Here is a 26,088-nt window from a genome sequence, read left to right as displayed (position 1 = left end):
GCTATTCCGCGATGACCTCGCCCTTGGCGGCGTCCTCGTGGAACTCGCCGACGAATTTGTAGCGGCCGGCTTTCAGCGGCCGAAGCGTGAAGGTCGCCTCGCTGTTGCCGGGGATCACTTTCTCGATCCGCAGGCTCTTGCTTTCAAACTCTTCGGGCGTGGCGTCGAGATTCTTCACGGTCAGCGTCGCCGGCTGATTGGCTGGAACGCGAAGTTCTGCCGGTTCGAAGCGGTGATCCTTGATCGTGAGCGTGAAGGCGTTCTCAGCCGCAGCGGCGGCGGAAATGCCCAAGACCGAGGCCACGAGGACCCCCACAAAATGGTCGCGCTTCAAAAACCGCATCTCCCGAGTTCGCTGGGCGCTGACGGTCCCGCCGCGTCCATATCGAAAGTAAGAAGGCCAAAACATGAGGTCAATCAATCTAGTCTGGAGCGCTTCCAAGCTGATGTCGCAGGGGCGCGCGCCTTACCCTGGATAGCCATGCCGAGATTTCGAGGCGCGCAGCAGCGACAGCGCGCGGCCGTCCTGGCCGTTGGAACAGGCTGACGCCGCCTCGCCGATCTCATTCGAGATCTGGGCGTGGACGCTCCTGTTGACGTGTCCCATCGCGAGATCATTGTCGATGACGGAGCGATAGCGCGCCACGGCGCCGGCGCACCCGGGGGCGTCCGGCGGAGGCGCTTCGCCCATCCGCGCTGGCGGCGGGCCCGCTGATCCGGGAGGAACGATCTGCGGTTGGCGCGCGGCGTTGCAGCCGGCGAGGCCAGCCGCGGCGCATGCGGCCAAGAAAATGAGACGTGCGCGCATTCGTTTCTCCAAGCTTCGCTGAAGTTTTTCTTTTCATAATGGCGAGCGCCCTTCCTGGCCAAATATTTTCCACTTCGCTTGCCGGGGCCGCCAAACCGCGTCAGCATCGCAAAGCGCCCTGACGCCCTTTGTCCGCAGTTACTTAAGCTGTCGGAGGAAAAAATGATTCGCAACATTGTCTTGCTCGACGGCACATGGAATACGCCGCGCGATTTCACCAGCATCTGCAAGAAGTCCTGGGACGAGAAAGTCTCCGAAAAGCTCATCCCTCCGAAAGGCGCGGACGGCGTCGAGCAGAATGTCCGCTACTTCTCGGGCGTCGGCGCCGAAGGATTCAAGATCGTCGGCGGCGCCGCCGGCCTCGGCCTGCGGACCATCGTGCAGGACGCCTACAATTGGGTCGTCGACAATTATCGGGACGATCAGGAGCTATACATCTATGGATTTTCGCGCGGCGCCTATGCCGCCCGCGCCTTGGCCGGCCTGATCGGCGACTGTGGCATCCGAAAGACCAGAGACAAAAGCATCTTCGACATCGCGCGCGCCAACAAGAGCGCGAAAAAAGCCTCGCAGTTGGGCGCGCCGCCGAACGGCGCCGACATGCAAGCGAACAATCGCATCAAGCTGCTCGGCGTGTTCGACACGGTCGGCTCCTATGGGGTGCCCGCGGGGTTTAGCGGACTGGCCCCGCTCGGCCGCTACGTCACGCTGATGGTGTTCGGCGGGTTCGAGGATACGCAGCTCGGGGCGCATGTCGACCACGCGCTGCACGCAATTGGCGTCGACGAGCGCCGCCGTCCGTTTACGCCGACCTTCTGGACGGTGAAGAAGGGGGCGCCGCATCCCTCGAACATCGAGCAGAATTGGTTTCCGGGCGTTCATTGCAACGTGGGCGGCGGCTATCCGGAATCGGGGCTTTCCGACATTGCGCTGATCTGGATGATCGCGCGCACGCAGGCGCTGACGGGGCTCTCCTTCGACGCGGCCGCAATTCGGCGCGCGCTGAAACCCAACATCGACGGCGACATTCCCGACTCCGCCGAAAAATTTCCCATCGACAGGAATTTTCCGCGCAGCCGCGAGATGTTTCCTGCCGGCGCGCCGGCGAATAGTTTTGTCAGCGCCGGCGGGGATCCCGCGGAGGAGCAGGTCAACGAAAAGGTTCATTGGAGCGTGCTCGCCAAGCTCGGCCGGAGCTGCAACATCTATGGCGCGGCGAACGCCCGTTACGACCCTCCCAATCTGAAGGAGGCGATGGCGCGGCTTGGCCCCGACCTCGCGGGAAAGATCGCCGCGATCACGCCGGAAGAGCAGGACCTGCTGCCGCCGGAGCTGGCGTCGCTCGCCCGAGTCAGCGCGTGACCCCTTCGGCTCGATCGTCGCGCCCAAGCGTTTTTCCGCTTGGCGGCGTGGCGACGAGAGGCTATAAGCGCTGGAATTCGTGGCGCGCGGCCGGCAGGTCCCGCGCCGCGATCGTTTTGCGGCGCGAGTCATTCGCGACGCGAGTCAGAGGGGCGGATCGCACGCCCACGCACAGCCCGGTAGCCGAATGGTCAATCCGTTTCAATTCCTGCAGGGAGTCCGCGCCGAAGCGGGCAAGGTCACCTGGCCTTCGCGGCGCGAGACGCTCATCACGACCGGCCTCGTCATCCTGATGGTGCTATTCGCAAGCCTGTTTTTCGTCGTCGTCGATTCGGCGCTGCGCTTCGGCGTTGGGCTGATGCTGGGCGTCGGTCAATAGACAATTGGAGCTAGTCGCGCCGCTATGAGCATGCGCTGGTACATCGTTCACGCCTATTCGAACTTCGAAAAGAAGGTCGCCGAGGCGATACGCGAGGGCGCGGCGCAGCGCGGACTCGCCGACCAATTCGAAGAGATTCTGGTCCCCACCGAACAGGTCATAGAAGTGCGGCGCGGACGCAAGGTCTCCGCCGAGCGCAAATTCTTCCCCGGCTATGTGCTGGTGAAATGCGAACTCACCGATCAGGTGTTCTCGCTCATCAAGAATACGCCGAAGGTCACGGGCTTTCTCGGCGCCGACAACAAGCCGATGCCGATCAGCGAGGAAGAGGCGCTGCGCATCAAGGGCCAGGTCGCCGATGGGGTCGAGCGGCCAAAGCCGACGATCATGTTCGAGGTGGGCGAGACGGTGCGCGTCGCCGACGGGCCTTTCGCCTCTTTCAACGGCCTCGTCGAGGAGATCGACGAGGCGCGATCGCGCCTCAAGGTCGCCGTGTCGATCTTCGGCCGGCCGACGCCGGTGGAGCTGGAGTTCGCCCAGGTCGAGAAGGTTTAAGGCCTAACGCGCGGGCGATCTATCCGGCCCGCTTTCTCCCTTGGCGCCGGGGTCCGCGGGCGCATCTTTCCGCTCAGGGGGCGCCACGGCGCAATGCTGAGCCCGGCACGCCGGGCAAACGCCGCGCCATCCGTAATAATAGAACCCGATCCCAGCGAGCAGGCCAGCCCAGCCGACCAGCGTCTCTCCCATGTATAAATTGGAGAAGATCATCGCCGCGAGTCCGGCGGCCATGAAGGCGAGGCGCTTTGCGTAATCTGACATGCAGGCTTCCTTTCCTCGATGGAGGTGGGAAGCCGGAGACAGAGGCGCAATGCGGCGCTATGTTGGTCGGCGCATTTCCGCAGTCGATGGAAGCCGCGATGAGCGACGAGCCCGAAAGTTTCACGCTGGCGCTGCTGCGCAAGATCGACGGGAAGGTGGACGGCCTTCGCGAAGAGATGGCGACGAAGAGCGACGTCGCTGACGTCCGCTCGGAGGTCCATTCGCTGCGCGCGGATGTCGGCTCAGACATCATGAATTTGGAAAAGCAGATCAAGGAGCAGGAGAAGCGCCTGAGCGACCAGATTTCCGGTCTGCGCCGCTCGGTGATGGAATATCACTCTTCAGCGATCGGCCATGGCGTGTTGCTGACCTAGTTCGAGGAGCGCCTGCGCAGGCTCGAAGAGCACGTCGGCCTCACGCCCGAGGGGCATTGAAACCCCACGGCGGTCGACGCGATCGCCTAGCGCCAACAGGGAGTCGTCGGCGAAGCGTCGAAATGGCTGGGCGCGCGTTACGTCATATACCGCCCGGCGTTGAGATGGATCGTCTGTCCCGTCAGATATTCCGTTTCGATGATCATGCGCACGGCCGGCCAGATTTCGTCGGGACGGCCCATCCGTCCCAACGGCAGATCGGATGGCGGCGGCAGGTCCATTCCGGCCAGCATGTCGGTCTCGATCAGCAGCGGCGCGATGGCGTTCGCGGTGATGCGATCATCGCGCAGATAGAGGGCGTAATAGCGCATCAGCCCCTCCATGCCCGCCTTGGACGCCGCATAGGCGGCGGAAACCCTGCCGCCTATGTGGGCCGCCCCCGATGACATGAAGATGAGCCGCCCGCCTTTTTGCTTGAGATGGGGAATGGCGGCCCGCGACACGTAGAACGCCGAAAGGAGATTGGCGTTCAATGTCTGCTGGAAGGCGGCGCCGTCCAACGCGTCGATCGTTCGAACGACGCCCGCGCCCGCATTGTTGATGACGCAGCCCAAGCGGCCGAATTGGGCGATGCACGCATCAACCAGCCGCCGCGCCTCGTGTTCGTCGCTCACATCCGCCCTGACCGCGCAGGCAGGCCCGCCCGCGCTTCGGATCTCTTTGACCACGGCCGCCGCCGCCGCCTCGTCCGATCGATAGTTGACCACCACCGCCAATCCGTATCGGGCGCAATCCAGCGCCAGCCGCCGCCCGATGCCGCGCGACGCGCCCGTGATGATCACAACAGGCTCGATGTTCATGCTCACGCGCTTCGCCCTCCCGACAGTCGTTCCGTCTTGCGGCGAGCAGACGGCGTTGGTTCGTTCGTCTTCCGCGAAAAAACGAGACTCCGCGGGTACGGGCGATTTTCGCAAAAGACGGGCGCGGGATTGGCTCTTGCCCTTCCGCCCGCGTTCCCCTAAAAACCGCCATTCCTCGGGCGGTCCCGCCGCCTGAGGAGATCATACGTGGCGGGTCTGCCCTGACGCCATCGGGGAGCTCCAGACCGGACCACGAACTGCAACCGGCGCCGACGCGTGAAATATCGCGGCGGGCGCCAATCGTTGGAGAAAGCAAATGGCGAAGAAAATCGCCGGCTATATCAAACTGCAAGTGCCGGCCGGCGCGGCCAATCCGTCGCCGCCGATCGGTCCCGCGCTCGGCCAGCGCGGCCTCAACATCATGGAGTTCTGCAAGGCGTTCAACGCCAAGACGGGACAGATCGAGAAGGGGACGCCGATCCCCGTCGTCATCACCGCCTATCAGGACCGCTCCTTCACCTTCGAGATGAGGCAGCCGCCGGTCAGCTTCTTCCTCAAGAAGGCGGTGGGCCTCAAGATCGGCAAGAAGCCGGCCTCCGGCTCCAAATTGCCGGGCCGCAACGTCGTCGGAACGATCACACAGGCGCAGATCCGCGACATCGCGGAAAAGAAGATCGTCGATCTCAACTGCGCCTCGATCGAATCCGCGATGTCGATGATCGCCGGCTCCGCCCGCGCGATGGGCCTCGAGGTGGTGGAGTAAGACCATGGCGCACATCGGAAAACGTATTGCCAAGTCCCGCGAGGGCATTGAACGCACCAAGCTCTATCCCCTCAACGACGCCGTGAAGCTGGTGCGCGAGCGCGCCAAGGCGAAATTCGACGAATCCGTCGAGATCGCCATGAATCTCGGCGTCGACCCCAAACACGCCGACCAGATGGTGCGCGGCGTCGTCAATCTGCCGAACGGCACCGGCCGCGTTCTGCGCGTCGCGGTCTTCGCGCGCGGCGCCAAGGCGGACGAAGCCAAGGCGGCGGGCGCCGACGTCATCGGCGCGGAGGATCTCGTGACGACGGTGCAGGGCGGAACGATCGACTTCGACCGCTGCATCGCGACGCCGGACATGATGCCGCTCGTCGGCCGGCTCGGCAAGGTGCTCGGCCCGCGCGGGCTGATGCCGAACCCGAAGGTCGGCACGGTGACGATGGACGTCGCCGGCGCGGTCAAGGCCTCAAAGGGCGGCGCGGTCGAGTTTCGCGTCGAGAAGGCCGGCATCGTGCAGGGGACGATCGGCAAGGCCTCTTTCGACGACGGCAAGCTCGTCGAGAACATCAAGGCCTTCGTCGACGCCGTGGCCAAGGCGAAGCCTCAGGGCGCCAAGGGCACCTATATTCAGCGCATCGCGCTCAGCTCCACCCAGGGGCCCGGCGTGAAGGTCGACGTGTCGAGCCTGGGCGCCGCCCCGCACTGAGCTGAGACGCAATTTCCGAGAAACAAAAACCGGCGGGCGACCGCCGGTTTTTTATTGAGTGGCAGTATGCCAGCGCCAGCTTCGAAATTGCTGCGTTCAATCACTCTTCCTCCGTCGGAGGGTCTTCATCTTCGGGAGGATCGTCGAAGCCATATTTCTCCAAATCCTCCAGCTTGCGCGGCTGGACGATGTCGGCGAAATAGGAAAGCACTTCCTCGACGTGATTGACGAAATCCTTCATCAAACGAAATGAGGCGTGTGACTTTGGCCCGAGCAAAGCCGCCTTGGGGATGAGCGGCTCATATTCCGCCTGCCAATAATCTGCATAGGCGACGCGGTCCTTGATGCTCCAGATTTTCGCATCGAGCGTGTAAACGCGGCACCGTTTGAGAAAGGCTGCCTCGTCTTGTCGGCTGTTGCGCCAGATTTCAAAAAGCTCAAACATGCAGAACGGCGATTTTAGATATTTGTCGCTCAGGATCACGAAGATTCGGTCGCCTTCGCCAATCTCCTTCATGAAGTTCGAAATACTGTCCCCGAAGGTCAGCACGCTCTTGTCGCGCCGTATCGGCGTGCCGCGTTTTTCGGCGCTGGCGCAGAGCCGATCGACGACGGCCTCGCGCTTCTTGCCGTCAGGCGTGGGATCATCCCAGGCATATGAGACGTAAAGGCTCGACTTCGTCATGGGTGCCTTGCCAAATTCGACAGCCAACTCCTTCTCGGCCTTTTCCCGAGCGACTTCCACTTCAACTCGTGGCGAGTGTTTCGCAAACTGAGGCGCGACCTTAGGCGTCAAGCCAAGTTTTTCCTGCTCTTTCGCGACGAGTTCGATCATTTGCTTCAGAAGTTCCGCCGCCTGCCGACCCTGCGTCGCGATGGAGATTTTGCCGGCCATATCGTCCAGCATCTGCTGTTCGATCAGCGCATGGCCGCGCGTTCGCTTTTCATAGACGCAGAGCCCGCCCTTCCAATAGGCCCCGCTGACGCCGGCCTCGGCGCCGATGCGGGTGATGATGGCGCGAATCAAACCTTGATGCAGCAAGTCATATTCGAAGGAGGCCGACTCGAAAGGCGCGTCCATGTCCCATTGCGCGTCGACTGCGTCCTGCACGCTGGCTTTGTCAGGTAGAAGGTCGGGCGCAATATATATTGTTTCGACGCCAAGCTTTTCATCGCCTTCTCGCAGGGCGAAGCAGACGCCGCAGGACAGCATCATGCTGAGGAACAGCTTCTGTTCTTGCTCATTGTTCAAAACCACTTTGAAAGAAATATGTGTTCGGCTTAGCACAGGGCTGGATGCCCGCAAAGGCGGCGGTTACGGCGAGATAGTCGCGGCCCCCTGTCGCAGGAGCTTTCGCCGCCTTGTGCGGCTGAGCTTTTGTCAATAGGTTCCGCGCGGGCGACGACGGGCGGCGGCTCCGGTTTTTCGCTTCATTCAAAGGCGCGCGCGCCGTTTTCGCTTGCTCTCGGGATTTGCGCTTCATGTCCGTGCTGATCGACAAGAACACCAAAGTCATCACCCAAGGCTTCACCGGCAAAACCGCCACCTTCCACTCCGTCCAGGCGCTCGATTACGGCACCAAAATGGTCGGCGGCGTCTCGCCCGGCAAAGGCGGCTCGATCCACCTCGATCTTCCGGTCTTCGACACGGTTCTCGAGGCGCGCGAAAAGACCGGCGCCGACGCCTCCGTGGTCTATGTGCCCCCGCCGGGCGCCGCCGACGCCATCTGCGAGGCGATCGAGGCGGAGATCCCGCTCATCGTCTGCATCACCGAGGGCGTTCCGGTTCAGGACATGATCCGCGTCAAGCGCGCGCTCTGCGGCTCAAAGTCCCGCCTCATCGGCCCCAACTGCCCCGGCGTCGTCACCGCCGGCGAGAGCAAGATCGGCATCATGCCCGGCAATATTTTCTCGCCCGGCTCGGTCGGCGTCGTGTCGCGCTCCGGCACGCTCACCTATGAGGCGGTGTTCCAGACGACGCGCGAAGGCTTAGGTCAGACGACAGCCGTCGGCATCGGCGGCGATCCCGTCAAAGGCACGGATTTTATCGAGGTGCTGGAGTTGTTTCTCGCGGACGAGGCAACTAAGTCCATCATCATGATTGGCGAAATCGGCGGGGCGGCGGAGGAAGACGCGGCCCAATTCTTGAAAGACGAAGCGAAGCGCGGCCGCAAGAAGCCGGTGGTCGGGTTCATCGCGGGCCGCACCGCGCCTCCCGGCCGCCGTATGGGTCATGCGGGCGCGATCGTCTCGGGCGGCAAAGGCGACGCCGAAAGTAAAATCGCAGCCATGGAGTCGGCGGGCATCAAAGTGTCGCCCTCGCCTGCGAGGCTGGGAAAGACCTTGGTCGAAGCGCTGAAGGGCTAGCGCTGGCCCGCTCATCGCTTCGAAAGTCGTCGGGGGCTTTGCGCGCCGGCGCTTTTGGGAAGGATTGAGATGGCGCGTTTTGAAACCAATGGCGGCGCCGGACCCGCCGCGCCGGTGGGCGCGCGCTCGCCGCAAAATGACTTTCTCGCTTCGACATCCTTTCTGCAGGGCGCGAACGCCGCCTATCTCGAGAGCCTGCTTGCGGCCTATGAGGCTGATCCCTCCTCGGTCAGCGCCGACTGGCGCAATTTCTTCGCTGAGATGGGCCTGCGACCGCAAGAGCAGGTCGCCGCCCACGGCCCGAGCTGGGCGCGGCGCGACTGGCCGCAGCCGAACGGCGAATGGGTGAGCGCGATCATCGGCGAGGCGCCGGCGCCTGTTAAATCGCCAGTTGCCGTCCCCGCGCCGACGCCCGGCGGCGAGGACGTGTTGCGGGCGACGCGCGATTCCGTCCGCGCCCTGATGATGATCCGCGCCTATCGCATGCGCGGCCATCTGCACGCCAATCTCGATCCGCTCGGATTGGAGCAGCGCTACGATCACGGCGAGCTCAATCCGCAGACCTACGGATTCACCGACGAGGACTACGAGCGCAAAATCTTCCTCGATGGCGTGTTGGGCATGCGATACGCCACGCTCTTTGAAATGGTCACGATCCTGCGCCGCACCTATTGCGGGACGATCGGCTTCGAATTCATGCATATCTCCAATCCGGAGGAGAAGGCCTGGCTGCAGGCGCGCATCGAAGGGCCGAAGAAGGAGATCGTTTTCACGCCGGAAGGCAAGCGCGCGATCCTGAACAAGCTCGTCGAGGCGGAAGGTTTCGAGAAATTCCTCGACGTCAAATACACCGGCACCAAGCGTTTCGGCCTCGACGGCGCTGAGTGCATCGTCCCGGCGCTGGAGCAGATCATCAAGCGCGGCGGCGCGCTCGGCGTGAAGCAGATCGTGCTCGGCATGGCGCACCGCGGCCGTCTCAATTTGCTTTCGCAGGTGATGGCGAAGCCGCACCGGGCTCTGTTTCACGAATTCAAGGGCGGCTCCTTCCTGCCGGACGAAGTCGAAGGCTCAGGCGACGTCAAATATCACCTCGGCGCGTCGTCGGATCGCGTGTTCGACGACAACAAGGTGCATCTCTCGCTCACAGCCAATCCGTCGCATCTCGAGATCGTCGATCCGGTCGTGCTCGGCAAAGTGCGCGCCAAGCAGGACCAATATCATTGCGCAGACGGCGACCGCCGCGCGGTGATGCCGCTCCTCATCCACGGCGACGCGGCCTTCGCCGGCCAGGGCGTCGTGGCGGAATGTTTCGGCCTTTCCGGATTGAAGGGGCATCGCACCGGCGGCTCGATCCACTTCATCATCAACAATCAGATCGGCTTCACCACCTATCCCCGCTACTCGCGGTCCTCACCCTATCCGTCCGACGTCGCGAAGATGGTCGAGGCGCCGATTCTTCACGTGAATGGCGATGACCCAGAGGCGGTCGTCTTCGCCGCGCGCGTCGCCGCGGAATTTCGCCAGCAGTTCCAAAAACCCGTCGTCATCGACATGTGGTGCTATCGCCGCTTCGGCCATAATGAGGGCGACGAGCCGGGATTCACCCAGCCGCTGATGTATAAGAAGATCCGGGCGCACCGCACGTCGCTCGATATCTATGCGGACCGTCTGATCGCGGAAGGCGTGACGACTCGCGAAGACGTCGATCGCATGAAGGAAGACTGGCGGACGCGGCTCAACGAAGAGTTCGAAGCGGGCCAGAGCTACAAGCCCAACAAGGCGGATTGGCTCGACGGCCGCTGGGCGGGAAAAAAATCCGGCTGGCAACTCTCGGAGAACGAGCGTCGCGGACAGACCGGCGTGGCGCTCGAGACGCTTCAGCACATCGGCGCCGAGATCACGTCGACGCCGCCCGATTTTCACGCCCACCGGACGATCCAGCGTTTTCTCGACAATCGGAAGGCGGCCATCGAACATGGCGGGCCGATCGACTGGGCGACGGCCGAAGCGCTGGCGATCAGTTCACTGCTCTACGAAGGCTACAATGTGCGGCTCTCCGGGCAGGACAGCGAGCGTGGCACCTTTTCGCAGCGTCACAGCGTGCTCATCGATCAGGAGAACGAAGCGCGCTATCTGCCCTTCAATCACATCGCCGAAGGCCAGGGCCGCTACGAAGTCGTCAACTCGATGCTTTCCGAAGAGGCGGTGCTCGGCTTCGAATATGGCTATTCGCTGGCCGAACCGGACGCGCTGGTGTTGTGGGAGGCGCAATTCGGCGATTTCGCCAATGGCGCGCAGGTCGTCTTCGACCAGTTCATTTCATCGGCCGAGCGCAAGTGGCTGCGCATGTCGGGACTCGTCTGCCTCTTGCCGCATGGCTACGAAGGCCAGGGTCCGGAACATTCCTCCGCGCGGCTCGAGCGCTATCTGCAGCTGTGCGCCGAAGACAATATGCAGGTGGCCAATTGCACGACGCCCGCGAACTACTTCCATATCCTTCGCCGTCAGCTGCACAGAAGCTTCCGCAAGCCGCTGGTGCTGATGACCCCGAAATCGCTGCTGCGCCATAAGCGCGCCGTCTCGCGGCTCGGCGAGATGGGCATGGCCTCGAGCTTTCAGCGGCTGCTGCTCGACGACGCCGAAACGTCGCCAACGGAGACGTTCGTCCTCAAAGCCGACGAAAACATTCGCCGGGTCATTTTGTGTTCGGGCAAGGTCTATTACGATCTCCTCGACGAACGCGAGAAACGCGGCGTCGACGACGTGTATCTGCTGCGGGTCGAGCAGCTCTATCCTTTTCCGCTCAAAGGCCTCGTCGCGGCGCTCGGGCGCTTCAAGAACGCCGACGTCGTGTGGTGCCAGGAAGAGCCCAAGAACATGGGGGCCTGGTCCTTCGTCGACTCCTATCTCGAATGGGTGCTGACGCAGATCGGCGGCAAGTCGAAGCGCGCCCGCTATATTGGACGCACCGCCTCGGCGTCGACGGCCACGGGCACCATGTCCCGGCACCTCGCACAGCTGAAATTGTTCCTGGAGGAAGCGTTCGCGCCGTAAGACGCGACGCGAGCGAAGAGAGAGCCGATGGCTGAAATACGCGTGCCGACTTTGGGCGAATCAGTGACTGAAGCGACGATCGGCCGCTGGTTCAAGAAGGCGGGCGACGCGGTGCGCGCCGATGAGGCGCTCGCCGAGCTCGAAACCGACAAAGTGACGCTCGAAGTCAACGCGCCCGCCGCCGGCGTGCTCGCCGAGATCGTCGCCAAGGAGGGCGAAACGGTCGGTCCTGGCGCGCTGCTCGGACAGATCGCCGAGGGCGCCGAGGGCGCCGCGGCGCCGGCGAAGAGCGGCGAGACCGGCGGCAAGAGCGCCGCGCCTAAACCGGCGCCGGCCCCCGCAGCGCCTGCGCCCAAATCCGCTTCGGCTCCGGCTGCGCCGGCCGCGACGACGATGCCGCCGGCGCCCTCCGCCGCCAAGATCGCCGTCGAACAGGGGATCGACATCGCTCAGGTTTCCGGCAGCGGCAAGCGCGGTCAGGCGCTGAAATCGGACGTCGTCCAATTCGCCGCGCGACAGGCGGCTGCCCCGCAGCCCGCGCAAGAAGGCCGCGTCCAGGAGCTTCCCGCCCAGGAAGTGCGAGTCGAGGCGCCGCCGCCCCGCGTCCCCATTCCGCAGGAAGACGCCCGCCGCGAAGAGCGCGTGAAGATGACCCGCTTGCGTCAGACGATCGCGCGCCGGCTGAAAGAAGCGCAAAACACCGCCGCCATGCTGACGACGTTCAACGAAGTCGACATGTCGGCGCTCATCGAATTGCGCAAACGCTACAAGGAGGCGTTTGAGAAGCGGCACGGCGTGAAGCTTGGCTTCATGGGCTTCTTCGTGAAGGCCTGTTGCCAGGCGCTGGAAGAGATCCCCGCCGTCAATGCGGAGATCGACGGGACGGACATCATCTACAAGCGCTTCAGCCACATCGGAGTCGCCGTCGGCACGGAGAAGGGACTCGTCGTCCCGGTGGTGCGCGACGCCGACCGACTGTCGCTCGCCGAGATCGAAAAAACCATCGCCGAACTCGGCCACAAGGCGCGCGAGGGCGCGCTCGACATCGCCGATCTGCAGGGCGGCACCTTCACGATTTCCAACGGCGGCGTCTATGGTTCGCTGATGTCCACGCCGATCCTGAATGCGCCGCAATCGGGCATTCTCGGCATGCACAAGATTCAGGAGCGCCCTGTGGTCGTCGACGGCAAGATTGAAGCGCGGCCGATGATGTATCTGGCGCTGTCTTACGATCACCGTGTCGTCGACGGGAAGGAGGCCGTGACTTTCCTGGTGCGCGTCAAAGAGTTGCTCGAAGATCCTGCGCGGCTGGCGCTCGGCCTGTAGCCGCGACCCCTTCAAAATCTCCAAAGGCTACACATCTAATTTCAGACGGCGCGCCGCCTAAGGGCGCCGTCGGCGGGGCGAAAGGACCGCCATGGAGGTAGAGATGGAAATGAAAACCGTCACCGAAACCAGAGAGTCTCCGCTGACGCCCGAGCAGTTCGCGCAGCTTGGCGATGGCCTCATCGCTTATGTGCGATCGATGCGCTCGGAAGACGTCAACCGGCTTTACCCGCAGGCGCCGCAGATTGCGCCGGGGCTGACGATCTTTGCGCTTTTCGGCGCGGATGGCGCGCCGATCGTGCTCGCGGATTCGGAAGAAGGCTGCATCGGCAACGCCCGTGAAAACCATCTCCAGATGGTGAGCCTGCACTAACCCTCCCACGACAGAGGCGCGCCGGCCGGCGCGCCTGCAGCCCCGGCCCAAATTAAGCGCAACTCATCCGTTAGCTTCTCTGCTGTGCGCCGTTGTGGCTCGCGGTGAGCTTCGACGCGAGCACCTTGTCGAGACGGCGTCCGTCGAGGTCGATGACTTCGAAGCGCCATCCGAGCTTCTCCACCGTTTCGCCGAGAGTCGGAAACCGAATGAGCCCGTCGAGGACAAGGCCGGCCACCGTTTCAAAGCTCCTGTTCTCGGGGAGCGCAACGTGCAGGAGCTCGGCCATTTCGTCGACCGGCATCCAGCCGGCGAGCAGCCAGCTGCCGTCTTCGCGCTGAAGCGCCTCGGGCTCCTCGTGCCCCTCGTCGGACCTGAACGCGCCGGCGATGGCGTCGAGAATATCGGCCGGCGTCACCACGCCTTCGAAATGGCCATATTCGTCGTGCACGAGCGCCATCGGCGTCTCCGCTTCGCGCAAAACATTTAGCGCGTCGAGCGCGTCGATCGAATCGGGCACGACCGGCGCCGACCGGACATGGGATTCAAGGTCGAGCGGCTCGCCGCGTAAGGCGGGCCCGAGCAGGTCTCGGATCAGCAGGACGCCGATCATGTCGTCCATATCGCCCCGGCTGACGGGCAGGCGCGCATGGGAGGTCTCGATGAGCTTCTCGCGCAGAAGGTTCTCCGGCTCGCCAAGATTGAGCCAGTCCACCTCGGTGCGCGGGGTCATCAACGCACGCGCGGCGCGGTCGCCCAGCCGCAGCACGCCAGCGATCATCTGCTGTTCGTCGGCCTCGATGGCCCCCGCCGAATGCGCCTCGGCGACGAAGGTCTTGATTTCCTCGTCGGTGACCCAGGACTGAAGCTCATTGGCCTGGCCGACGAACAGCAAGATGAGCTTCGTCGACTCATCGAGCAGCCAGACCACTGGCGTGCCCAGAGTGGAAAGCAACGTCATCGGCGCCGCCATGCGGCAGGCGATGGCTTCCGCATGGCGCAGCGCGATGTTCTTGGGCAGCAATTCGCCGATCACGACGGAAAGATAGGTGATGACGCCGATGACGCCGCCATAGCCGATCCAATCCGCCGCAGGTTCCGATAGACCAAGCGCACGCAACTCTTGCGAGAGCCGCTGACCGAGCGCGGCGCCGGAAAAGGCGCCGGCGAGGATTCCGACGAGCGTGATCCCGATCTGAACGGTGGAGAGGAAGCGTCCCGGATCTTCCGCCAGCGCCAGGGCGGCGGCGGCGCCGCGGCGACCTTCGGCGGCCAAAGTCTTCAGCCGCACTTTGCGCGACGAAACGATGGCGAGTTCGGACAACGAGAAAATCCCGTTGATGACTATCAACACAAGCGCGACGGCTAGCTCGAACATGACACCTGATAGGGCTTTCTGCGCAGGCTCTCAAGCAAATGGCGTCGGCAAGCGGTGACGGCGACGACATTTATCGCCTGGGCGTCGATCCTGCCGAGAAGGAGGGCAATCGACCGGGCTGAAAAAAGACGAAACGCCGCAGATCGTTCAGCTGTCCTGACCGCGGCGCTTGGAGCAGGTTCCGAAAAAGTTGACAGACTTTTCCGATGAGAACCTGCTCCACCATTTTGATTTCGAGCGATTCCTTATCGATCACAGGATTCCATGTGATCGGGAAGCGCTCAGTCGCGGGCCGCGATTTCGATCTTCTTGATGACCCGCTCCGGCTCGGGCCGCGCCAGATCGATGGAGAGCAGGCCGTTGACGAGATCGGCGCCGAGCACCTGCATCCCTTCGGCCAGGAGAAAGGCGCGCTGAAACTGCCGCGCGGCGATGCCGCGATGCAGGAAATGGCGCTCTCGATCCTCGGTTTGGCGCCCGCGAATGACGAGCTGATTTTCTTCGAGCGAGACATCGAGCTGGTCGCGGGTGAAGCCCGCGACGGCCAGCGTGATCCGAAGCCGCTCCGGCGCGCTCTCGACGCGCGGAATGCGCTCGATATTATAGGGCGGGTAGCCGTCGGAGGCGGTGCGGGCGACGCGGTCGAGCGCCCGTTCGATCTCGTCGAAGCCGAGCAGAAACGGCGAATTGAGCGGTGGACGCGACATGTCGTTGAAGCCCTGTTGGCGCCTCTTCGGCCAGAGCCCGTGAAGCGCTCCGGCTACAGCTATATGATCGAGCCGGCCGCGCCATTCAAGCGCGGCCGATGCGCGCGGTCGCCATTGACGCGAGAACGACAAACGCCCATGTGCGAGCAAGCTTCCCCTTAAGAGCGGCGACCATGGGCAAAGCACAGCATCTCTTCCTCGCGATCGTCCTTGCCGCGTCTTTCGGAGCGCCGGCGGTCGCCGAAACGCCGCCGCCGATCATCGCGCCGGACGGCGAACGCTTCACGCTGACCCCCGCCGAGGGCGGCTACGTTCGGCTAAACAAAGAGACCGGCGCCCTGTCCTATTGTTCGGTGAAGGACGGCGTTACGGCGTGTCGGCTCGGCGCCGAGGAGCGCGCCGCGTTTGAGGCAGAGATCGACCGGCTGCGCAAGGAGAACGCCGCGCTCAAAGCGCGCGCCGAGGCTGCGCCCGTCCCGCCCACGGCAAGGCCGAACATGGCGCCGAGCGAAGAGGAATTCGAGCGCGCGCTCTCCTTTACCGAGCGCTTTCTGCGCCGCATAATGCGCCTCTTCCGCGAAGAGACGTCGCCCGGAGGCGCTCTGTGAGGGCCAGAGGGAAGATGCATCCGCAGGAGCGCCCCAATGGCTGATCAGGGACCTTTCGCCAATTGGCCGCATCTCGACAAGCCGCCCCGGCCTGAGCCGACGGAGGCCCAGCGCGACGTGCTGCTCCTGCCGAGTTCCGACAAAATATCACAGGAAACCAACCAGATGGCGTCGAACAACACGCTTGAAAATTTCCTCGGCGGCTCGCCGCTCAACACTTTCGCGCGATTGCTCGTCATTTCGCTGGTCGTGGGCGCCCTGCTGATGTGGCTGGAACTGCGGCCGATCGACATTTTTCGCGGCGTCCAGGCTTTCTTCGACCGCATCTATCAGCTGGGCTTCGGCGCGGTGCGGGAGCTTGTCAGCTATGTGCTCGCCGGCGCCATTTTCGTCGTGCCGGCGTGGCTCGTTCTGCGGCTCGTCAATGTGGGCGCGAGCAAGCGATGAAGCCGGAAGATCTATAGTCTTCGGCGCCGGTCGATGCTCGAGGTCTGATCCGAATCTTCGATAAGCTGGCCGATGCCGTCGCGGCGCGGCGGCAGCGGCGGTGGAGGCGGCGCATAGGCCTCCGGTCCAGCGACGGCTCCAAATCCGTCCCGCGCGCCAACTCCAGGCCCCTCGAAGGCGGCGAGCGGCGGCTGGCCCGTCGTGTCATTGTCGGTCTCGTCGTCCGGCGCAGGCGGCGCGCGCCGCCCTTGAGCGATCAGCGGCGACGGGTCGGGCGGCGGCAACGTCTCTTGCGGCTCGGGCTTGCAGATGCTGCGTCCCGAGCGGCCGTGCAGCGCCAGATCGACGTGAATATGGTTGTAGTGGAAGGCGTTGGAGCCTGGCGACAGCACCGTCGAGAAATGCCCGCATGAGCCGCGATGCACGTCCATCAGGAAGGCGCGCGTCTGTTCGTCGCCGCGGCGCCAGTCGCGCACGAGCGTGATCTCGCGGCCGTCGGCGAGCACGAAGCCGCCGATGTCGAGCGCATTGCCGAAGGAATGTTCGGAAAGCTGCGCGCCGCGCTGATTGTTCATGCCGCGGCAGGCGTAAGACCCCATTGAATTGATCTGAACCACCTGCTGTCCGAAGCGCGCCTGAGCGGCGGGCTGGACGGTGTCGGCGAGCCAGGCGTCGAGCTCGGCGACCATCGAGCAGTCGAGGGTGGCGGTCGCGTTGAAGGACACCGCCCCGCCCTGCAGCGCAGTCACCTTGAACGGCCTGGTGAGGCCGCAAATGCCCGGACCGTCGACTTCGGGCGCGAGCGCGATGAATTCGGAAGGGTTGACGCGTCTTTCCGCGAGACAGGCGTTCTCAGCCTGCGTGCGCCAGGCCGGCCGCTGCGGCTTCTGCCCGATCGAGCAAGCGGAAAGCGTCGCCGCGACGAGCGCCAGCACGAGCAGCGAGTGATGGGCGCGGCGGAGCATGCCGCGAGGATGGGCGCCGGGCCGTTAATTCAGGGTCGAGAATTGTGGTTAATGCTCAAATATTTGAGGACTGTGGCGGGCGATCCACACGCCCGCGCAAGCTGCACGGATACGCTGCGCATGAGCGCGGCAGCGCGGGAGACGTGATCAGCGAGCAAATCTGCTCAAGCGCCGCTTCCATGTTTCGCCGGCCTTGAGTTCAGTCTTCAACACCCATTTCCTTCGAATCGTCCTGATAGCCCGCGACGATGTCTTGAGAATGACTTCCGGTTCCGGTTCTTTCACGCGCGGCGCCGTGAGAATCGGGGTCGCCACTGCTGGCTGCGGCTTCACCTTTTTGGGTTCCGCAGGAACAGCCTCTGCAACTTTGGCCGGCTGACGCACACGACGCGTCCGAGTTGATGCGACTCTCGCCGGAGGATCGCTAATGACGTCGTTTTCCAGCAGGTTCGGCAGCACGCGCCCCCGAGGGCCATTCGGCTCCGGCGGAATTTGGGAACGTTCAGCCGCTCTGCCGCCGAAAACCGCGTCCGCCGCGTCTAAAGCCGCCAAATATGTGGCGTCACGTTCGACCTCGACGGCCGCCGCAGCGCCCGGGTCCCGAAGACTCGGGTCCCGAAGAGATATGCTCCCAGCAGCATTTTCAGCCTCATTGATCTTCCAGGGATTGGAAATCCGAGATTTGGGAGACCGACCTTTATATGCCGTTATGAACGGACGCGTGGGCTGGCGCATTGAAGCTGAAGATCTTTCTGTTGACGTATATGGCAAGGAAGGTCCTTTGAAAGACCCACCTCGGCACAAGCGTAATTGAGTATTGAGAAAACGCTCGGGCACGACGCTCAGTCCAGGCGTCTGGGACGAAGGACGTTTGCTACACATAACGGAAAAGGCGCAACACGTCACCGTCAAGGCGAGCTGATGGCGTAAATCGGACATTGCCGATTCGCGCCTTGTTCAGCTCCTTGAACCAATTGCGCGCTCCTTTTGCTTCCCTTTGCTGGCGGCGACCCTAGCTTCGTATCGGACGGAGGCGTGCATGGCGGACAATGTAGAGTCCGAACTTAAATTCGTCTTTCGCCAAGACGTGGCGCGCTCACATCCGTTTTGAGCCGATCAGTCAGGTTGCAGACACACGCTGCGGCTGTGGGGTTGCGTCCTCCTATCTCGGAAATATTGTGCAACCCCTCTAGAAAAGCTTCAGGTCTATCCCAACTGAAAAACCATCAAGCGCTGCGGTTTGTCTTTTTCTTGTCTCCTGAACAACGAATGAGTCGGAGCGTTGCTGAAAGACCCCTCTATACGGATCTCAGTAGAACCCTCCATCCGCTCGCCTGATATGTCGGCGCAACGTGAGAAGACAGAAGTTCGTTGTCGTTCATTTGGGAGATTTCGTCATGCGAAACATGCTCGCTGCAGCGACGGTCGGCCTTGTCGCTTTCCTGGTCCAGGACATTGCCCAGGCGGCCACCGCCCAAAGTCCGGCCGTGCTACGCTCCGGACCAGGAACGTCGTGGGGTAAAATCGGTCAGATCCCGGCCGGAGCCGATGTGCAGGTGTTGAGCTGCAACCCGGGCTGGCGTCACAGCTGGTGCCAGATCCGCTTCGGTTCGAAGACGGGGTGGGTGAACGCTCCCGCGCTCGGGACGTCCGGATCGCAGGTCGTCGTTGCGCCAGTCGTGACAACCGACGCAGCCAGTCTAAAGCGGCGCGCCAGCATGTTTTCCTCCGTTATCACGGTGATTCCCGGCGGCAAAAAAGTCGACGTCCTTCGCTGCGCAAGCGGACTCGGCAGGGGCTGGTGCCGCGTCTCTTATCAGGGCAAGACCGGATTCGTCAGAGGGGGTCTTCTGACCCGCCAACGGTCCGTCATTCCCCGCTAAGAACGCGCGGGCGAGGCGAGAAAAAGCGGCCGCGAAGCCAGCGCAAAACGTTAAGGCGCAATCGGACATCGCCGATTTGCGCCTCTTACGCTCAGATCAGCGCCTGCGCAGCCCTAACCGGACTTACGCGCCTTTGCCCTCGCCGGTCTTGCGGCCGCGCATGAAGGATTCGAACTCCTCGCGATCGCGGGCGCGGCGCAGCTGGTCGATATGTTCGGCGAAGTCGCGCTCCGCTTCGGCGAGCTTGCGGCGCTCTTCCTCGAGACGCGCGAGTTCGCCTTCGCGCCATTCGTCGAAGGCGACATTGCCGGTCGAGCGCATGAAGGAGGGACCGCCCCAAGCGGCCGAACCCTCTCGAGCGACGCCGCTCACCGCTTCCTTCACCCGCGCGCCCTGCTCCTGCGCGAAGGCGAAGAAGTCGCCCTCAAAGCCCCGGCTGCGCTGCCAAAGCTTCCAGACCAGCATGGCGAGGCCGAGCGGCCAAAAGATCAAAAAGCCAAGGATCACCGCCGCGATCTCGTAGGGCCTCCAGGACATTCGTCCGCAATGCCAGGAGGGCGATCCGCCCTCTCCGGATGACGACATGCGAGAATAACGATGGCAGCTCATGATGGGCTCCAGTTTGTCAACGGCGCGCCCGCCGCCAAAGCGGGGCCGACACCAATGTAATATGCATTAACATTGGCGCAAGGGAAAGCGCCGCGCCAAGAAAATCGGCGCGGCGCCGTCAAGCGCTTGCGATCGACGCGCGCCGACGCCGCCGTCGAGCTGCGCCGCCGGAGCGGTTCGGAACTGGAAGCGTCTCGCGTCGGGAAATCAGGCCGCCTGGCCGCTCAGATCATCTTCAAGCACGGCGTCATCCACGAATGGCGCGGTCGTTTCGCGCGTCGCCCCCGGCTCGATTTCGATGTCGATTTCGAGCAGCGACATGTCTTCCTTGCGATGCATCTTCACCATGACCTTTTCAGGGTCGACGTTGATGTGCTTGGAGATCGCGATGAGGACTTCCTTGTGCAGCACGGCGATCAGATCCGAATCGCGCGCCGATTTGCGTTCATGCGCGAGAAGGATCTGCAGGCGCTCGCGCGCAACCGGCGCGGTGGCGCCGCGACGCCCGAACAATCCAAAAATATTCATGCCGCCCTCCGACCAAAGAGCCGAACGAAAAGTCCCCTCTTGTCAGCGGGAATGTTCACCGGCAGTTTTTCGCCACACAGCCTCTTCGCCGCTTCCGAATAGGCGCGCGCCGCGGGGCTCATGGCGTTGTGAAGAATGATCGGCGCGCCGACGTTCGACGCGCGCAGAACGTCTTCGCTCTCCGGCACGATTCCAAGCAGCGGTATCGAGAGAATTTCGAGCACGTCGTCGACGCTGAGCATCTCGCCGCGGCCCGCGCGCTGCGCGTCATAGCGTGTCAGCAGCAGATGCTTCTCGACGCGCTCGCCCTTTTCGGCGCGTTCGGTCTTGGCGTCGAGCAATCCGATGATGCGATCGGAATCGCGCACCGAGGAGACTTCCGGATTGGCGACGACCACCGCGACGTCGGCGAAGCGCATCGCGAGCGTCGCGCCGCGCTCGATGCCGGCGGGACTGTCGCAGACGATCCAGTCGAACTTCTCGCGCAATTCATTGATGACGCGCTGCACGCCCTCTTCGGTCAAGGCGTCCTTGTCGCGCGTCTGCGAGGCGGGCAGCAGATAGAGATTGTTCAAGCGCTTGTCGCGGATGAGCGCCTGATGCAGCTTCGCGTCGCCCTGGGCGACGTTGATGAGATCAAAGACCACGCGCCGCTCGGCGCCCATGACGAGATCGAGGTTGCGCAGGCCGACGTCGAAGTCGACGACCGCGACCTTGTGACCCTGTTGCGCCAGCGCGGCGCCGAGAGCCGCGGTCGACGTTGTCTTTCCGACGCCCCCTTTGCCGGAGGTCACCACCAAAGTCTTGGCCATTTTTCGTCCTCTCTTAATCGAGCCGCGCGATCTTGACCGTCTCGTTTTCGAGCCAGGCCTGGATGGATTGGCTCTGAACATTCGCCGAGATCTCGTCGGCGGTCAGATAAACGCCGCAAACCGAGAGCAGCTCGGCTTCGAGCTTGCGGCAGAAAATTCGCGCGCGCTTTTCGCCATAGGCGCCGGCCATCGCGCGGCCGCGCAGCGTTCCGTAAATATGCACGGAGCCGCCCGCCATGATTTCCGCGCCCGACGCGACGGAGCCGATCACGGTCACGTCGCCATCCGGGTGATAAATCGACTGCCCGGAGCGCACCGGCTCCAGCAGGATCAGCGGCGCAGCCGCCGGGGCCGGCGGCTCGGACGCTTTGGGATCGACGGCCTGCGCGCCGCCGGCGCCGAGCGCGTTGGCGATATCCTCGAAGGCTGCTTCTTCGCTTGGGGTCAGCGTTCCAGGATTTGCGTCTTTGGCGCGCGTTGCGCCGGCGTCCGGCGGCGGTTGTGGGGTGGCGCGACCGCCGGCCAGAATCGGCGGCAGATCGTCGCAGGCCCATGACGGGTCGACGCCCGACAGTCCCATGACGCGTATGCCGCGCCGAGCGAGATTTTCGAGAAGCTCGGTGAGTTGCGGCCGCTCGAGCGTCAGTTTGGCGAGGTCGATGACGATCGATTTCCGGCTGAAGAAGGCGGGCGACTGCTCAAGCAACGCGTCCAGCTGCTCGAACCAGCCTTCGATCGGCTGCTCAGGCTCCAGCGTCAGAACGGGAAAGGACCTGCCTCTGAAGCGGATGTGTCGGGATGACGCTTGCGTCACGGGAGCCTCACGCAATTAGGATTTGCGTCATTTGAGGGCGTTAACGTTAATGAAGGATTAAAGCGCGCGCGTAATTTGACGCTCGTCGCGCTTTATCAAGAGATTATGCCGGCGCGGCTTTGGCGCGCGCCGCAGCGCTTTCCATGACGCCTTGCGCGGCGCTCTCGAGCACCAGCGCCGGATCCGCGCTTTTGACAGGATCAAAATGGCCGGAGATGGTCAGCATCGCGACGCCATGCGCGAGCGACCATATTTGCAGCGCCGCGTAGCGCGCGCCTTGCGCCGGCGCGCCCGCCTGCTGCAGCCAGGCGACCACGGCGCGCCAAAGAATCTCCAGCGCATGGTCGGCGGCGCCGCTCGCTCCCGGATCGGCGAGCGTCTGCGCCTGCCCGAACATGGCTGCGTAAAGCCCCGGTTCGTCCCGCGCGAATTTGAGATAGGCGGCGCACATCGCCCGCATCGCGCTCTTGGCGTCGGGCCGGCCTTCGTCCCAGGCCGTTTCAATTCGTGCGCCAAAGGTCTCGAAACCGCGGCGCGCCAGCTCGCTCATCAGCGCGTCGCGTCCGCTGAAGTGACGGTAGGGGGCGGCGGGCGAAACGCCGGCGCGGCGCGCCGCCTCGGTGAGCGTCAGCGCCGATGGTCCGCCTTCGGCGAGAATCTCAAGAGCGGCGTCGATCAGCGCCTGTTTGAGCGACCCGTGGTGATAGCCTCGCTTATTGTGCATCTCTCACCCCGGCGCGGATCGGCGTCATCGCCCCGTCGCCCGGGCTATCCCGAGAGCTTGGCGACGAGCGCGTCGGAAACCTCGAAATTGGCGTAGACGTTCTGCACGTCGTCATTGTCCTCGAGCAAGCCGACGAGCTTGAGGATTTTCTCGCCCGAATCATCGTCGACCTTGATCGTGTTCTGCGGGCGCCAGATGAGCGCCGCCTTGCGCGGCTCGCCGAATTTCTCCTCGAGAGCCCTGGCGACGTCGCGCAGCGATTCGACGGACGTGATCACTTCATGCGTCTCGTCGGTCGTCGAGACGTCGTCGGCGCCGGCGTCGATCGCCGCCTCCATCATCGCGTCTTCCGTCGCCGCCTTCTTGTCGAACTCGACGAGGCCGACGCGATCGAACATGAAAGAGACGGCGCCGGTCTCGGCGAGCGCGCCGCCGGCCTTGGTGAAATAGGAGCGCACCTCGCCAGCCGTGCGATTGCGATTGTCGGTCAGGGCCTCGATGATCACCGCGACGCCGCCCGGCGCATAGCCCTCGTAGCGCACCTCATCATAATTTTCGGCGTCGGCGCCGGAGGCTTTCTTGATCGCGCGTTCGATATTGTCCTTCGGCATATTCTCCGCCCGGGCGGCGAGAACGGCGGCGCGCAGCCGCGCGTTCATATTCGGGTCGGGCAGGCCCATCTTGGCGGCGACGGTGACCTCTCGGGCGAGCTTTGAAAACAGCTTGGAGCGGATCGCGTCCTGCTTGCCCTTCTTGTGCATGATATTCTTGAATTGACTGTGCCCGGCCATGCGCTCTCGCCCTGCTCCTCGATCAATCTTCGCCTTTCGGCGTCCGGCGGGTCATATACGCCGGACGTATACGGAAATAAAGAAAAGCGCCAAGGAGAGCATGATTGAGCGCGAGCGATGAAGAGCGAAATTCTCGGCCTGAGCCCGATGGGCGGGCTCCGTCCGCACTCCCGGCGCCGCACATCCCTGACCTCGCCGCCGCCAAGCGGCTGCAGGCGATCCTCTCCAGTCCGTCCTATCGCAAGGCCGACGAGGACATCCATTTCCTGACGACGGCCGAAGCGCGCGGTCCCCGACTGGAGCTCGAATATCTCAAGGCCGAACTGCTGCTGCGACGCCATGGCGTCACCGATACGATCGTCGTCTTCGGCTCGACTCGCATCGTCGAGCCCGCCTTAGCGGAAAGCCGCCTCGCCGAATCGCAGGCGCGCGCGACGGCCAATCCCGAGGACGCGACCCTCGCCAGACAGCTCGCGGCGGCAAAGCGCGCCCGCGAAAATTCGCGCTATTATCAAATCGCGCGCGAGTTCGGCGGGCTCGTCGGCGCCGCCCGCGAGAGCGGAGACTGGCCGCGCCTCGCCATCGTCACCGGCGGCGGACCGGGCATCATGGAGGCGGCGAACCGCGGCGCCTTCGAAGCCGGGGCCGAGACGGTTGGGCTCAACATCACCCTGCCGCACGAGCAGTTGCCCAACAGCTATGTCACGCCGTCGCTTTGCCTGCGCTTCCGCTATTTCGCACTGCGCAAGATGCATTTCATGCTGCGCGCGCGGGCGCTGGTCGCCTTTCCTGGAGGCTTCGGCACTTTCGACGAATTGTTCGAGACGCTCACGCTTGTGCAGACCGGCAAGGTCAAGCCGATCCCAATCATTCTCGTGGGGGAAAGCTATTGGCGACGCGCCTTTGACGTCGATTTCCTGGTCGACGAGGGCGTGATCGACGCGCAAGACCGCGATATTTTCCGCTACGCCGAAACCGCCCCTGACATTTGGGCGGAAATCCGGCGCTGGGGCGAACGCAAGGAAGATCTCCTATTTGAATGAAGGCCTTAGCCTGTGTCGGCGATGGCCTGCCCGATCCCCTGCCCGATCCCCTGCCATTGTAAAGCCTATGCCCTGCCTTATCTCAGCTAACGCGGCGCAAGGCGCGCGCTTTTTTAAAAAGGGAGAATGACCATGAGTTGGCTTAAAGCCATCGCGGGCGGCGTGATCGGCGCCGAAGCCCTGAGCCTTATTAAGGATTATGTGGAGAAGCAGGGCGGCCTCGACGGCGTCGTCAAGAATTTCGAGAACTCCGGGCTGGGGAAGCAGATCCACTCCTGGGTCGGCCTCGGTCCCAATGAAAAGATCAGCGAGATGGACATCAGCAAGGTGGTCAACGCCGATAAGCTGATGGAAATCGCCAAGAACGCCGGCGTCGACATCGACAAGGCGAAAGCGCTTCTCGCCCAGTATTTGCCCGAGGCCATCGACAAGGCGACGCCGGAAGGCAAACTGCCCCCGCCCGACAAGCCGGCGTAAGCGGACCAACGCCGTTCTCGAGGCTGCCGACGGCGGCGCCTGCCGCCGTCCGGCCTGTTCCCGCCCACGCTCTTGCTTCAGGCGCCCTGATTCTGTAATTGCGTCGCGCGCGCCCTTTTGCGCCGCGCTAGGGCGAGAAACGCCCTGAGGCCGCGCGGCGGCGGGGGCTTCGCCTTCGCCACGGCCGCCGGCCAATTTGAATAGGACCATTAATGACCAAGCGCGCGCTGGTGACCGGCGTTACAGGACAGGACGGCGCCTATCTCTCCCAGTTTCTACTCGACAAGGGCTATGAGGTGCATGGCGTGGTGCGGCGCTCATCGCACCGGGGCGTCGAGGACCATCGCCTGCGTTGGCTCGGCATCAGCGGCAAGCTGAATCTGCACGACGCCGATCTGGCCGATCTCTCAAGCCTGCTGCGCACCGTGCAGGACATTCAGCCGGACGAAATCTATAATCTCGCGGCGCAATCCTATGTCGCGTCGTCTTGGCGCCAGCCCCTCCTCACCGCGAACGTCACCGGCGTCGGCGTGACCAACGTGCTTGAGGCGATGCGGCTCGGCGCGCCCAAAGCGCGCTTCTACCAGGCGTCGTCCTCGGAAATGTACGGGCTCATCCAGGAGCCGATGCAGAGCGAGAAGACGCCCTTCTATCCGCGCAGCCCCTATGCCGTGGCGAAGCTCTACGGCCATTGGATCACGGTGAACTATCGCGAGAGCTTCGGCCTTCACGCCTCCTCGGGCATTCTCTTCAATCATGAAAGCCCGCTGCGCGGCGTCGAATTCGTCACCCGCAAGGTCACGACCGGCGTCGCCGCGATCAAACTCGGCCGCGCCACGGAGTTGCGGCTCGGCAATATCGACGCCAAGCGCGACTGGGGGCACGCCAAGGATTACGTGCGCGCCATGTGGTTGATGCTGCAGCAGGAGAAGCCGGACGATTACGTCGTCGCGACCGGCGTCACCACCACGGTGCGCGATATGTGCCACATCGCTTTCGAGCACGCCGGCCTCGACATGGAAAAATTCGTCATCATCGACCCGGCGTTCTACCGTCCGGCCGAGGTGGACGTTTTGCTTGGCGATTCCAGCAAGGCGCGGCAGGTTCT

Annotated in this window: 30 protein-coding genes; 16 read left to right on the top strand and 14 right to left on the bottom strand. The window is 63.5% G+C overall.

Features of this window, described 5'->3' with window-relative positions:
• Position 1: 1 nt before the first annotated feature.
• Together IYW40_RS14800 and IYW40_RS14795 are read right to left on the bottom strand one after the other, a co-directional pair.
• Positions 2-304 carry a cupredoxin domain-containing protein gene (locus IYW40_RS14800; protein ID WP_348644288.1) on the bottom strand — a complete coding sequence of 101 codons (303 nt, stop codon included), beginning with the start codon at positions 302-304 and terminating at the stop codon, positions 2-4.
• 162 nt (positions 305-466) lie between these two features.
• Positions 467-808, bottom strand: a complete 342-nt coding sequence (locus IYW40_RS14795; protein ID WP_196401099.1) for a hypothetical protein — start codon at positions 806-808, stop codon at positions 467-469.
• 162 nt (positions 809-970) lie between these two features.
• Between IYW40_RS14795 and IYW40_RS14790 the strand changes: the two genes are divergently transcribed.
• The 3 genes from IYW40_RS14790 (at position 971) to nusG (ending at position 3,104) form a co-directional block, all read left to right on the top strand.
• Positions 971-2,170 carry a DUF2235 domain-containing protein gene (locus IYW40_RS14790; protein WP_196401098.1) on the top strand — a complete coding sequence of 400 codons (1,200 nt, stop codon included), beginning with the start codon at positions 971-973 and terminating at the stop codon, positions 2,168-2,170.
• Positions 2,171-2,357: 187 nt separating this feature from the next.
• Positions 2,358-2,549 carry a preprotein translocase subunit SecE gene (gene secE / locus IYW40_RS14785; RefSeq protein WP_175093942.1) on the top strand — a complete coding sequence of 64 codons (192 nt, stop codon included), beginning with the start codon at positions 2,358-2,360 and terminating at the stop codon, positions 2,547-2,549.
• 24 nt (positions 2,550-2,573) lie between these two features.
• Positions 2,574-3,104 carry a transcription termination/antitermination protein NusG gene (gene nusG / locus IYW40_RS14780; RefSeq protein ID WP_196401097.1) on the top strand — a complete coding sequence of 177 codons (531 nt, stop codon included), beginning with the start codon at positions 2,574-2,576 and terminating at the stop codon, positions 3,102-3,104.
• Between the two features lie 3 nt (positions 3,105-3,107).
• Here nusG and IYW40_RS14775 read toward each other — a convergent pair whose 3' ends face one another.
• Positions 3,108-3,368, bottom strand: a complete 261-nt coding sequence (locus IYW40_RS14775) for a hypothetical protein (protein WP_196401096.1) — start codon at positions 3,366-3,368, stop codon at positions 3,108-3,110.
• 98 nt (positions 3,369-3,466) lie between these two features.
• Here IYW40_RS14775 and IYW40_RS14770 point away from each other — a divergent pair, with 98 nt between their 5' ends.
• Positions 3,467-3,742: a hypothetical protein gene (locus tag IYW40_RS14770; protein ID WP_246720826.1), complete on the top strand. Its 276-nt coding sequence runs from the start codon at positions 3,467-3,469 to the stop codon at positions 3,740-3,742.
• A gap of 137 nt (positions 3,743-3,879) precedes the next feature.
• On the opposite strand, the gene IYW40_RS14765 is transcribed toward IYW40_RS14770, so the two are convergent.
• On the bottom strand, positions 3,880-4,602 hold the full coding sequence (locus tag IYW40_RS14765; protein ID WP_246720864.1) for an SDR family NAD(P)-dependent oxidoreductase: 723 nt from the start codon (positions 4,600-4,602) through the stop codon (positions 3,880-3,882).
• Between the two features lie 316 nt (positions 4,603-4,918).
• On the opposite strand from IYW40_RS14765, the gene rplK reads away from it, so the two are divergent.
• Together rplK and rplA are read left to right on the top strand one after the other, a co-directional pair.
• Positions 4,919-5,365: a 50S ribosomal protein L11 gene (rplK, locus tag IYW40_RS14760; protein ID WP_196401094.1), complete on the top strand. Its 447-nt coding sequence runs from the start codon at positions 4,919-4,921 to the stop codon at positions 5,363-5,365.
• Between the two features lie 4 nt (positions 5,366-5,369).
• Entirely contained in the window at positions 5,370-6,074 is a 705-nt protein-coding gene (gene rplA / locus IYW40_RS14755) for a 50S ribosomal protein L1 (protein ID WP_196401093.1), read from the top strand.
• A 100-nt stretch (positions 6,075-6,174) separates the two neighbouring features.
• Here the strand turns inward: rplA and IYW40_RS14750 are convergent, their stop codons facing one another.
• A complete protein-coding gene (locus IYW40_RS14750) occupies positions 6,175-7,326 on the bottom strand; it encodes a hypothetical protein (protein WP_196401092.1) in 1,152 nt (383 codons plus the stop codon).
• Positions 7,327-7,556: 230 nt separating this feature from the next.
• Between IYW40_RS14750 and sucD the strand changes: the two genes are divergently transcribed.
• From sucD to IYW40_RS14730, 4 genes are all read left to right on the top strand, one after another.
• Positions 7,557-8,441, top strand: a complete 885-nt coding sequence (sucD, locus tag IYW40_RS14745; protein ID WP_175093938.1) for a succinate--CoA ligase subunit alpha — start codon at positions 7,557-7,559, stop codon at positions 8,439-8,441.
• 69 nt (positions 8,442-8,510) lie between these two features.
• Entirely contained in the window at positions 8,511-11,495 is a 2,985-nt protein-coding gene (locus IYW40_RS14740) for a 2-oxoglutarate dehydrogenase E1 component (protein WP_196401091.1), read from the top strand.
• A 27-nt stretch (positions 11,496-11,522) separates the two neighbouring features.
• Positions 11,523-12,821 (top strand): 2-oxoglutarate dehydrogenase complex dihydrolipoyllysine-residue succinyltransferase, encoded by a 1,299-nt coding sequence (gene odhB, locus IYW40_RS14735; protein ID WP_196401090.1) that lies wholly within the window; start codon positions 11,523-11,525, stop codon positions 12,819-12,821.
• Positions 12,822-12,924: 103 nt separating this feature from the next.
• Positions 12,925-13,194: a DUF1150 domain-containing protein gene (locus IYW40_RS14730; protein ID WP_196401089.1), complete on the top strand. Its 270-nt coding sequence runs from the start codon at positions 12,925-12,927 to the stop codon at positions 13,192-13,194.
• A gap of 70 nt (positions 13,195-13,264) precedes the next feature.
• Here IYW40_RS14730 and IYW40_RS14725 read toward each other — a convergent pair whose 3' ends face one another.
• The gene (locus tag IYW40_RS14725; protein WP_196401088.1) at positions 13,265-14,572 is read right to left on the bottom strand and encodes a hemolysin family protein; all 1,308 of its coding nucleotides are present in this window, start codon (positions 14,570-14,572) and stop codon (positions 13,265-13,267) included.
• 281 nt (positions 14,573-14,853) lie between these two features.
• Positions 14,854-15,279 carry an Hsp20 family protein gene (locus IYW40_RS14720; protein ID WP_124739604.1) on the bottom strand — a complete coding sequence of 142 codons (426 nt, stop codon included), beginning with the start codon at positions 15,277-15,279 and terminating at the stop codon, positions 14,854-14,856.
• Between the two features lie 173 nt (positions 15,280-15,452).
• Between IYW40_RS14720 and IYW40_RS14715 the strand changes: the two genes are divergently transcribed.
• A complete protein-coding gene (locus tag IYW40_RS14715; protein ID WP_196401087.1) occupies positions 15,453-15,887 on the top strand; it encodes a hypothetical protein in 435 nt (144 codons plus the stop codon).
• Between the two features lie 36 nt (positions 15,888-15,923).
• The gene (locus IYW40_RS14710; protein ID WP_196401086.1) at positions 15,924-16,334 is read left to right on the top strand and encodes a DUF6460 domain-containing protein; all 411 of its coding nucleotides are present in this window, start codon (positions 15,924-15,926) and stop codon (positions 16,332-16,334) included.
• A gap of 11 nt (positions 16,335-16,345) precedes the next feature.
• Here the strand turns inward: IYW40_RS14710 and IYW40_RS14705 are convergent, their stop codons facing one another.
• Positions 16,346-17,299, bottom strand: coding sequence for an extensin family protein (locus IYW40_RS14705; protein WP_196401085.1), 954 nt, complete (start codon positions 17,297-17,299; stop codon positions 16,346-16,348).
• Positions 17,300-18,696: 1,397 nt separating this feature from the next.
• Here IYW40_RS14705 and IYW40_RS14700 point away from each other — a divergent pair.
• Entirely contained in the window at positions 18,697-19,182 is a 486-nt protein-coding gene (locus tag IYW40_RS14700; RefSeq protein ID WP_196401084.1) for an SH3 domain-containing protein, read from the top strand.
• Positions 19,183-19,305: 123 nt separating this feature from the next.
• Here the strand turns inward: IYW40_RS14700 and IYW40_RS14695 are convergent, their stop codons facing one another.
• The 6 genes from IYW40_RS14695 to IYW40_RS14670 form a co-directional block, all read right to left on the bottom strand.
• Complete coding sequence (locus IYW40_RS14695; protein ID WP_246720825.1) at positions 19,306-19,719, bottom strand: DUF2852 domain-containing protein; 414 nt, start codon at positions 19,717-19,719, stop codon at positions 19,306-19,308.
• Between the two features lie 279 nt (positions 19,720-19,998).
• A complete protein-coding gene (minE, locus tag IYW40_RS14690; RefSeq protein WP_196401082.1) occupies positions 19,999-20,319 on the bottom strand; it encodes a cell division topological specificity factor MinE in 321 nt (106 codons plus the stop codon).
• Entirely contained in the window at positions 20,316-21,131 is an 816-nt protein-coding gene (gene minD / locus IYW40_RS14685; RefSeq protein WP_018406567.1) for a septum site-determining protein MinD, read from the bottom strand. The genes minE and minD overlap by 4 nt, the downstream gene beginning before the upstream one ends.
• A gap of 13 nt (positions 21,132-21,144) precedes the next feature.
• The gene (gene minC / locus IYW40_RS14680) at positions 21,145-21,945 is read right to left on the bottom strand and encodes a septum site-determining protein MinC (RefSeq protein ID WP_196401081.1); all 801 of its coding nucleotides are present in this window, start codon (positions 21,943-21,945) and stop codon (positions 21,145-21,147) included.
• Positions 21,946-22,048: 103 nt separating this feature from the next.
• Positions 22,049-22,669 carry a TetR/AcrR family transcriptional regulator gene (locus IYW40_RS14675; protein ID WP_196401080.1) on the bottom strand — a complete coding sequence of 207 codons (621 nt, stop codon included), beginning with the start codon at positions 22,667-22,669 and terminating at the stop codon, positions 22,049-22,051.
• 44 nt (positions 22,670-22,713) lie between these two features.
• Entirely contained in the window at positions 22,714-23,460 is a 747-nt protein-coding gene (locus tag IYW40_RS14670) for a YebC/PmpR family DNA-binding transcriptional regulator (protein ID WP_196401079.1), read from the bottom strand.
• A gap of 104 nt (positions 23,461-23,564) precedes the next feature.
• Between IYW40_RS14670 and IYW40_RS14665 the strand changes: the two genes are divergently transcribed.
• The 3 genes from IYW40_RS14665 to IYW40_RS14655 all read left to right on the top strand — a co-directional run.
• A complete protein-coding gene (locus IYW40_RS14665; RefSeq protein ID WP_196401078.1) occupies positions 23,565-24,503 on the top strand; it encodes a TIGR00730 family Rossman fold protein in 939 nt (312 codons plus the stop codon).
• Between the two features lie 132 nt (positions 24,504-24,635).
• Complete coding sequence (locus tag IYW40_RS14660; protein ID WP_196401077.1) at positions 24,636-24,980, top strand: YidB family protein; 345 nt, start codon at positions 24,636-24,638, stop codon at positions 24,978-24,980.
• Between the two features lie 212 nt (positions 24,981-25,192).
• On the top strand, positions 25,193-26,088 hold an 896-nt coding region (locus IYW40_RS14655; RefSeq protein WP_196401076.1), incomplete at its 3' end, for a GDP-mannose 4,6-dehydratase.

Source organism: Methylocystis sp. H4A (assembly GCF_015709545.1).
GTDB classification, from domain to species: domain Bacteria; phylum Pseudomonadota; class Alphaproteobacteria; order Rhizobiales; family Beijerinckiaceae; genus Methylocystis; species Methylocystis silviterrae.
Note: the sequence above shows the minus strand (reverse complement) of the source record. Positions and strands in the feature narration are given on the sequence as shown.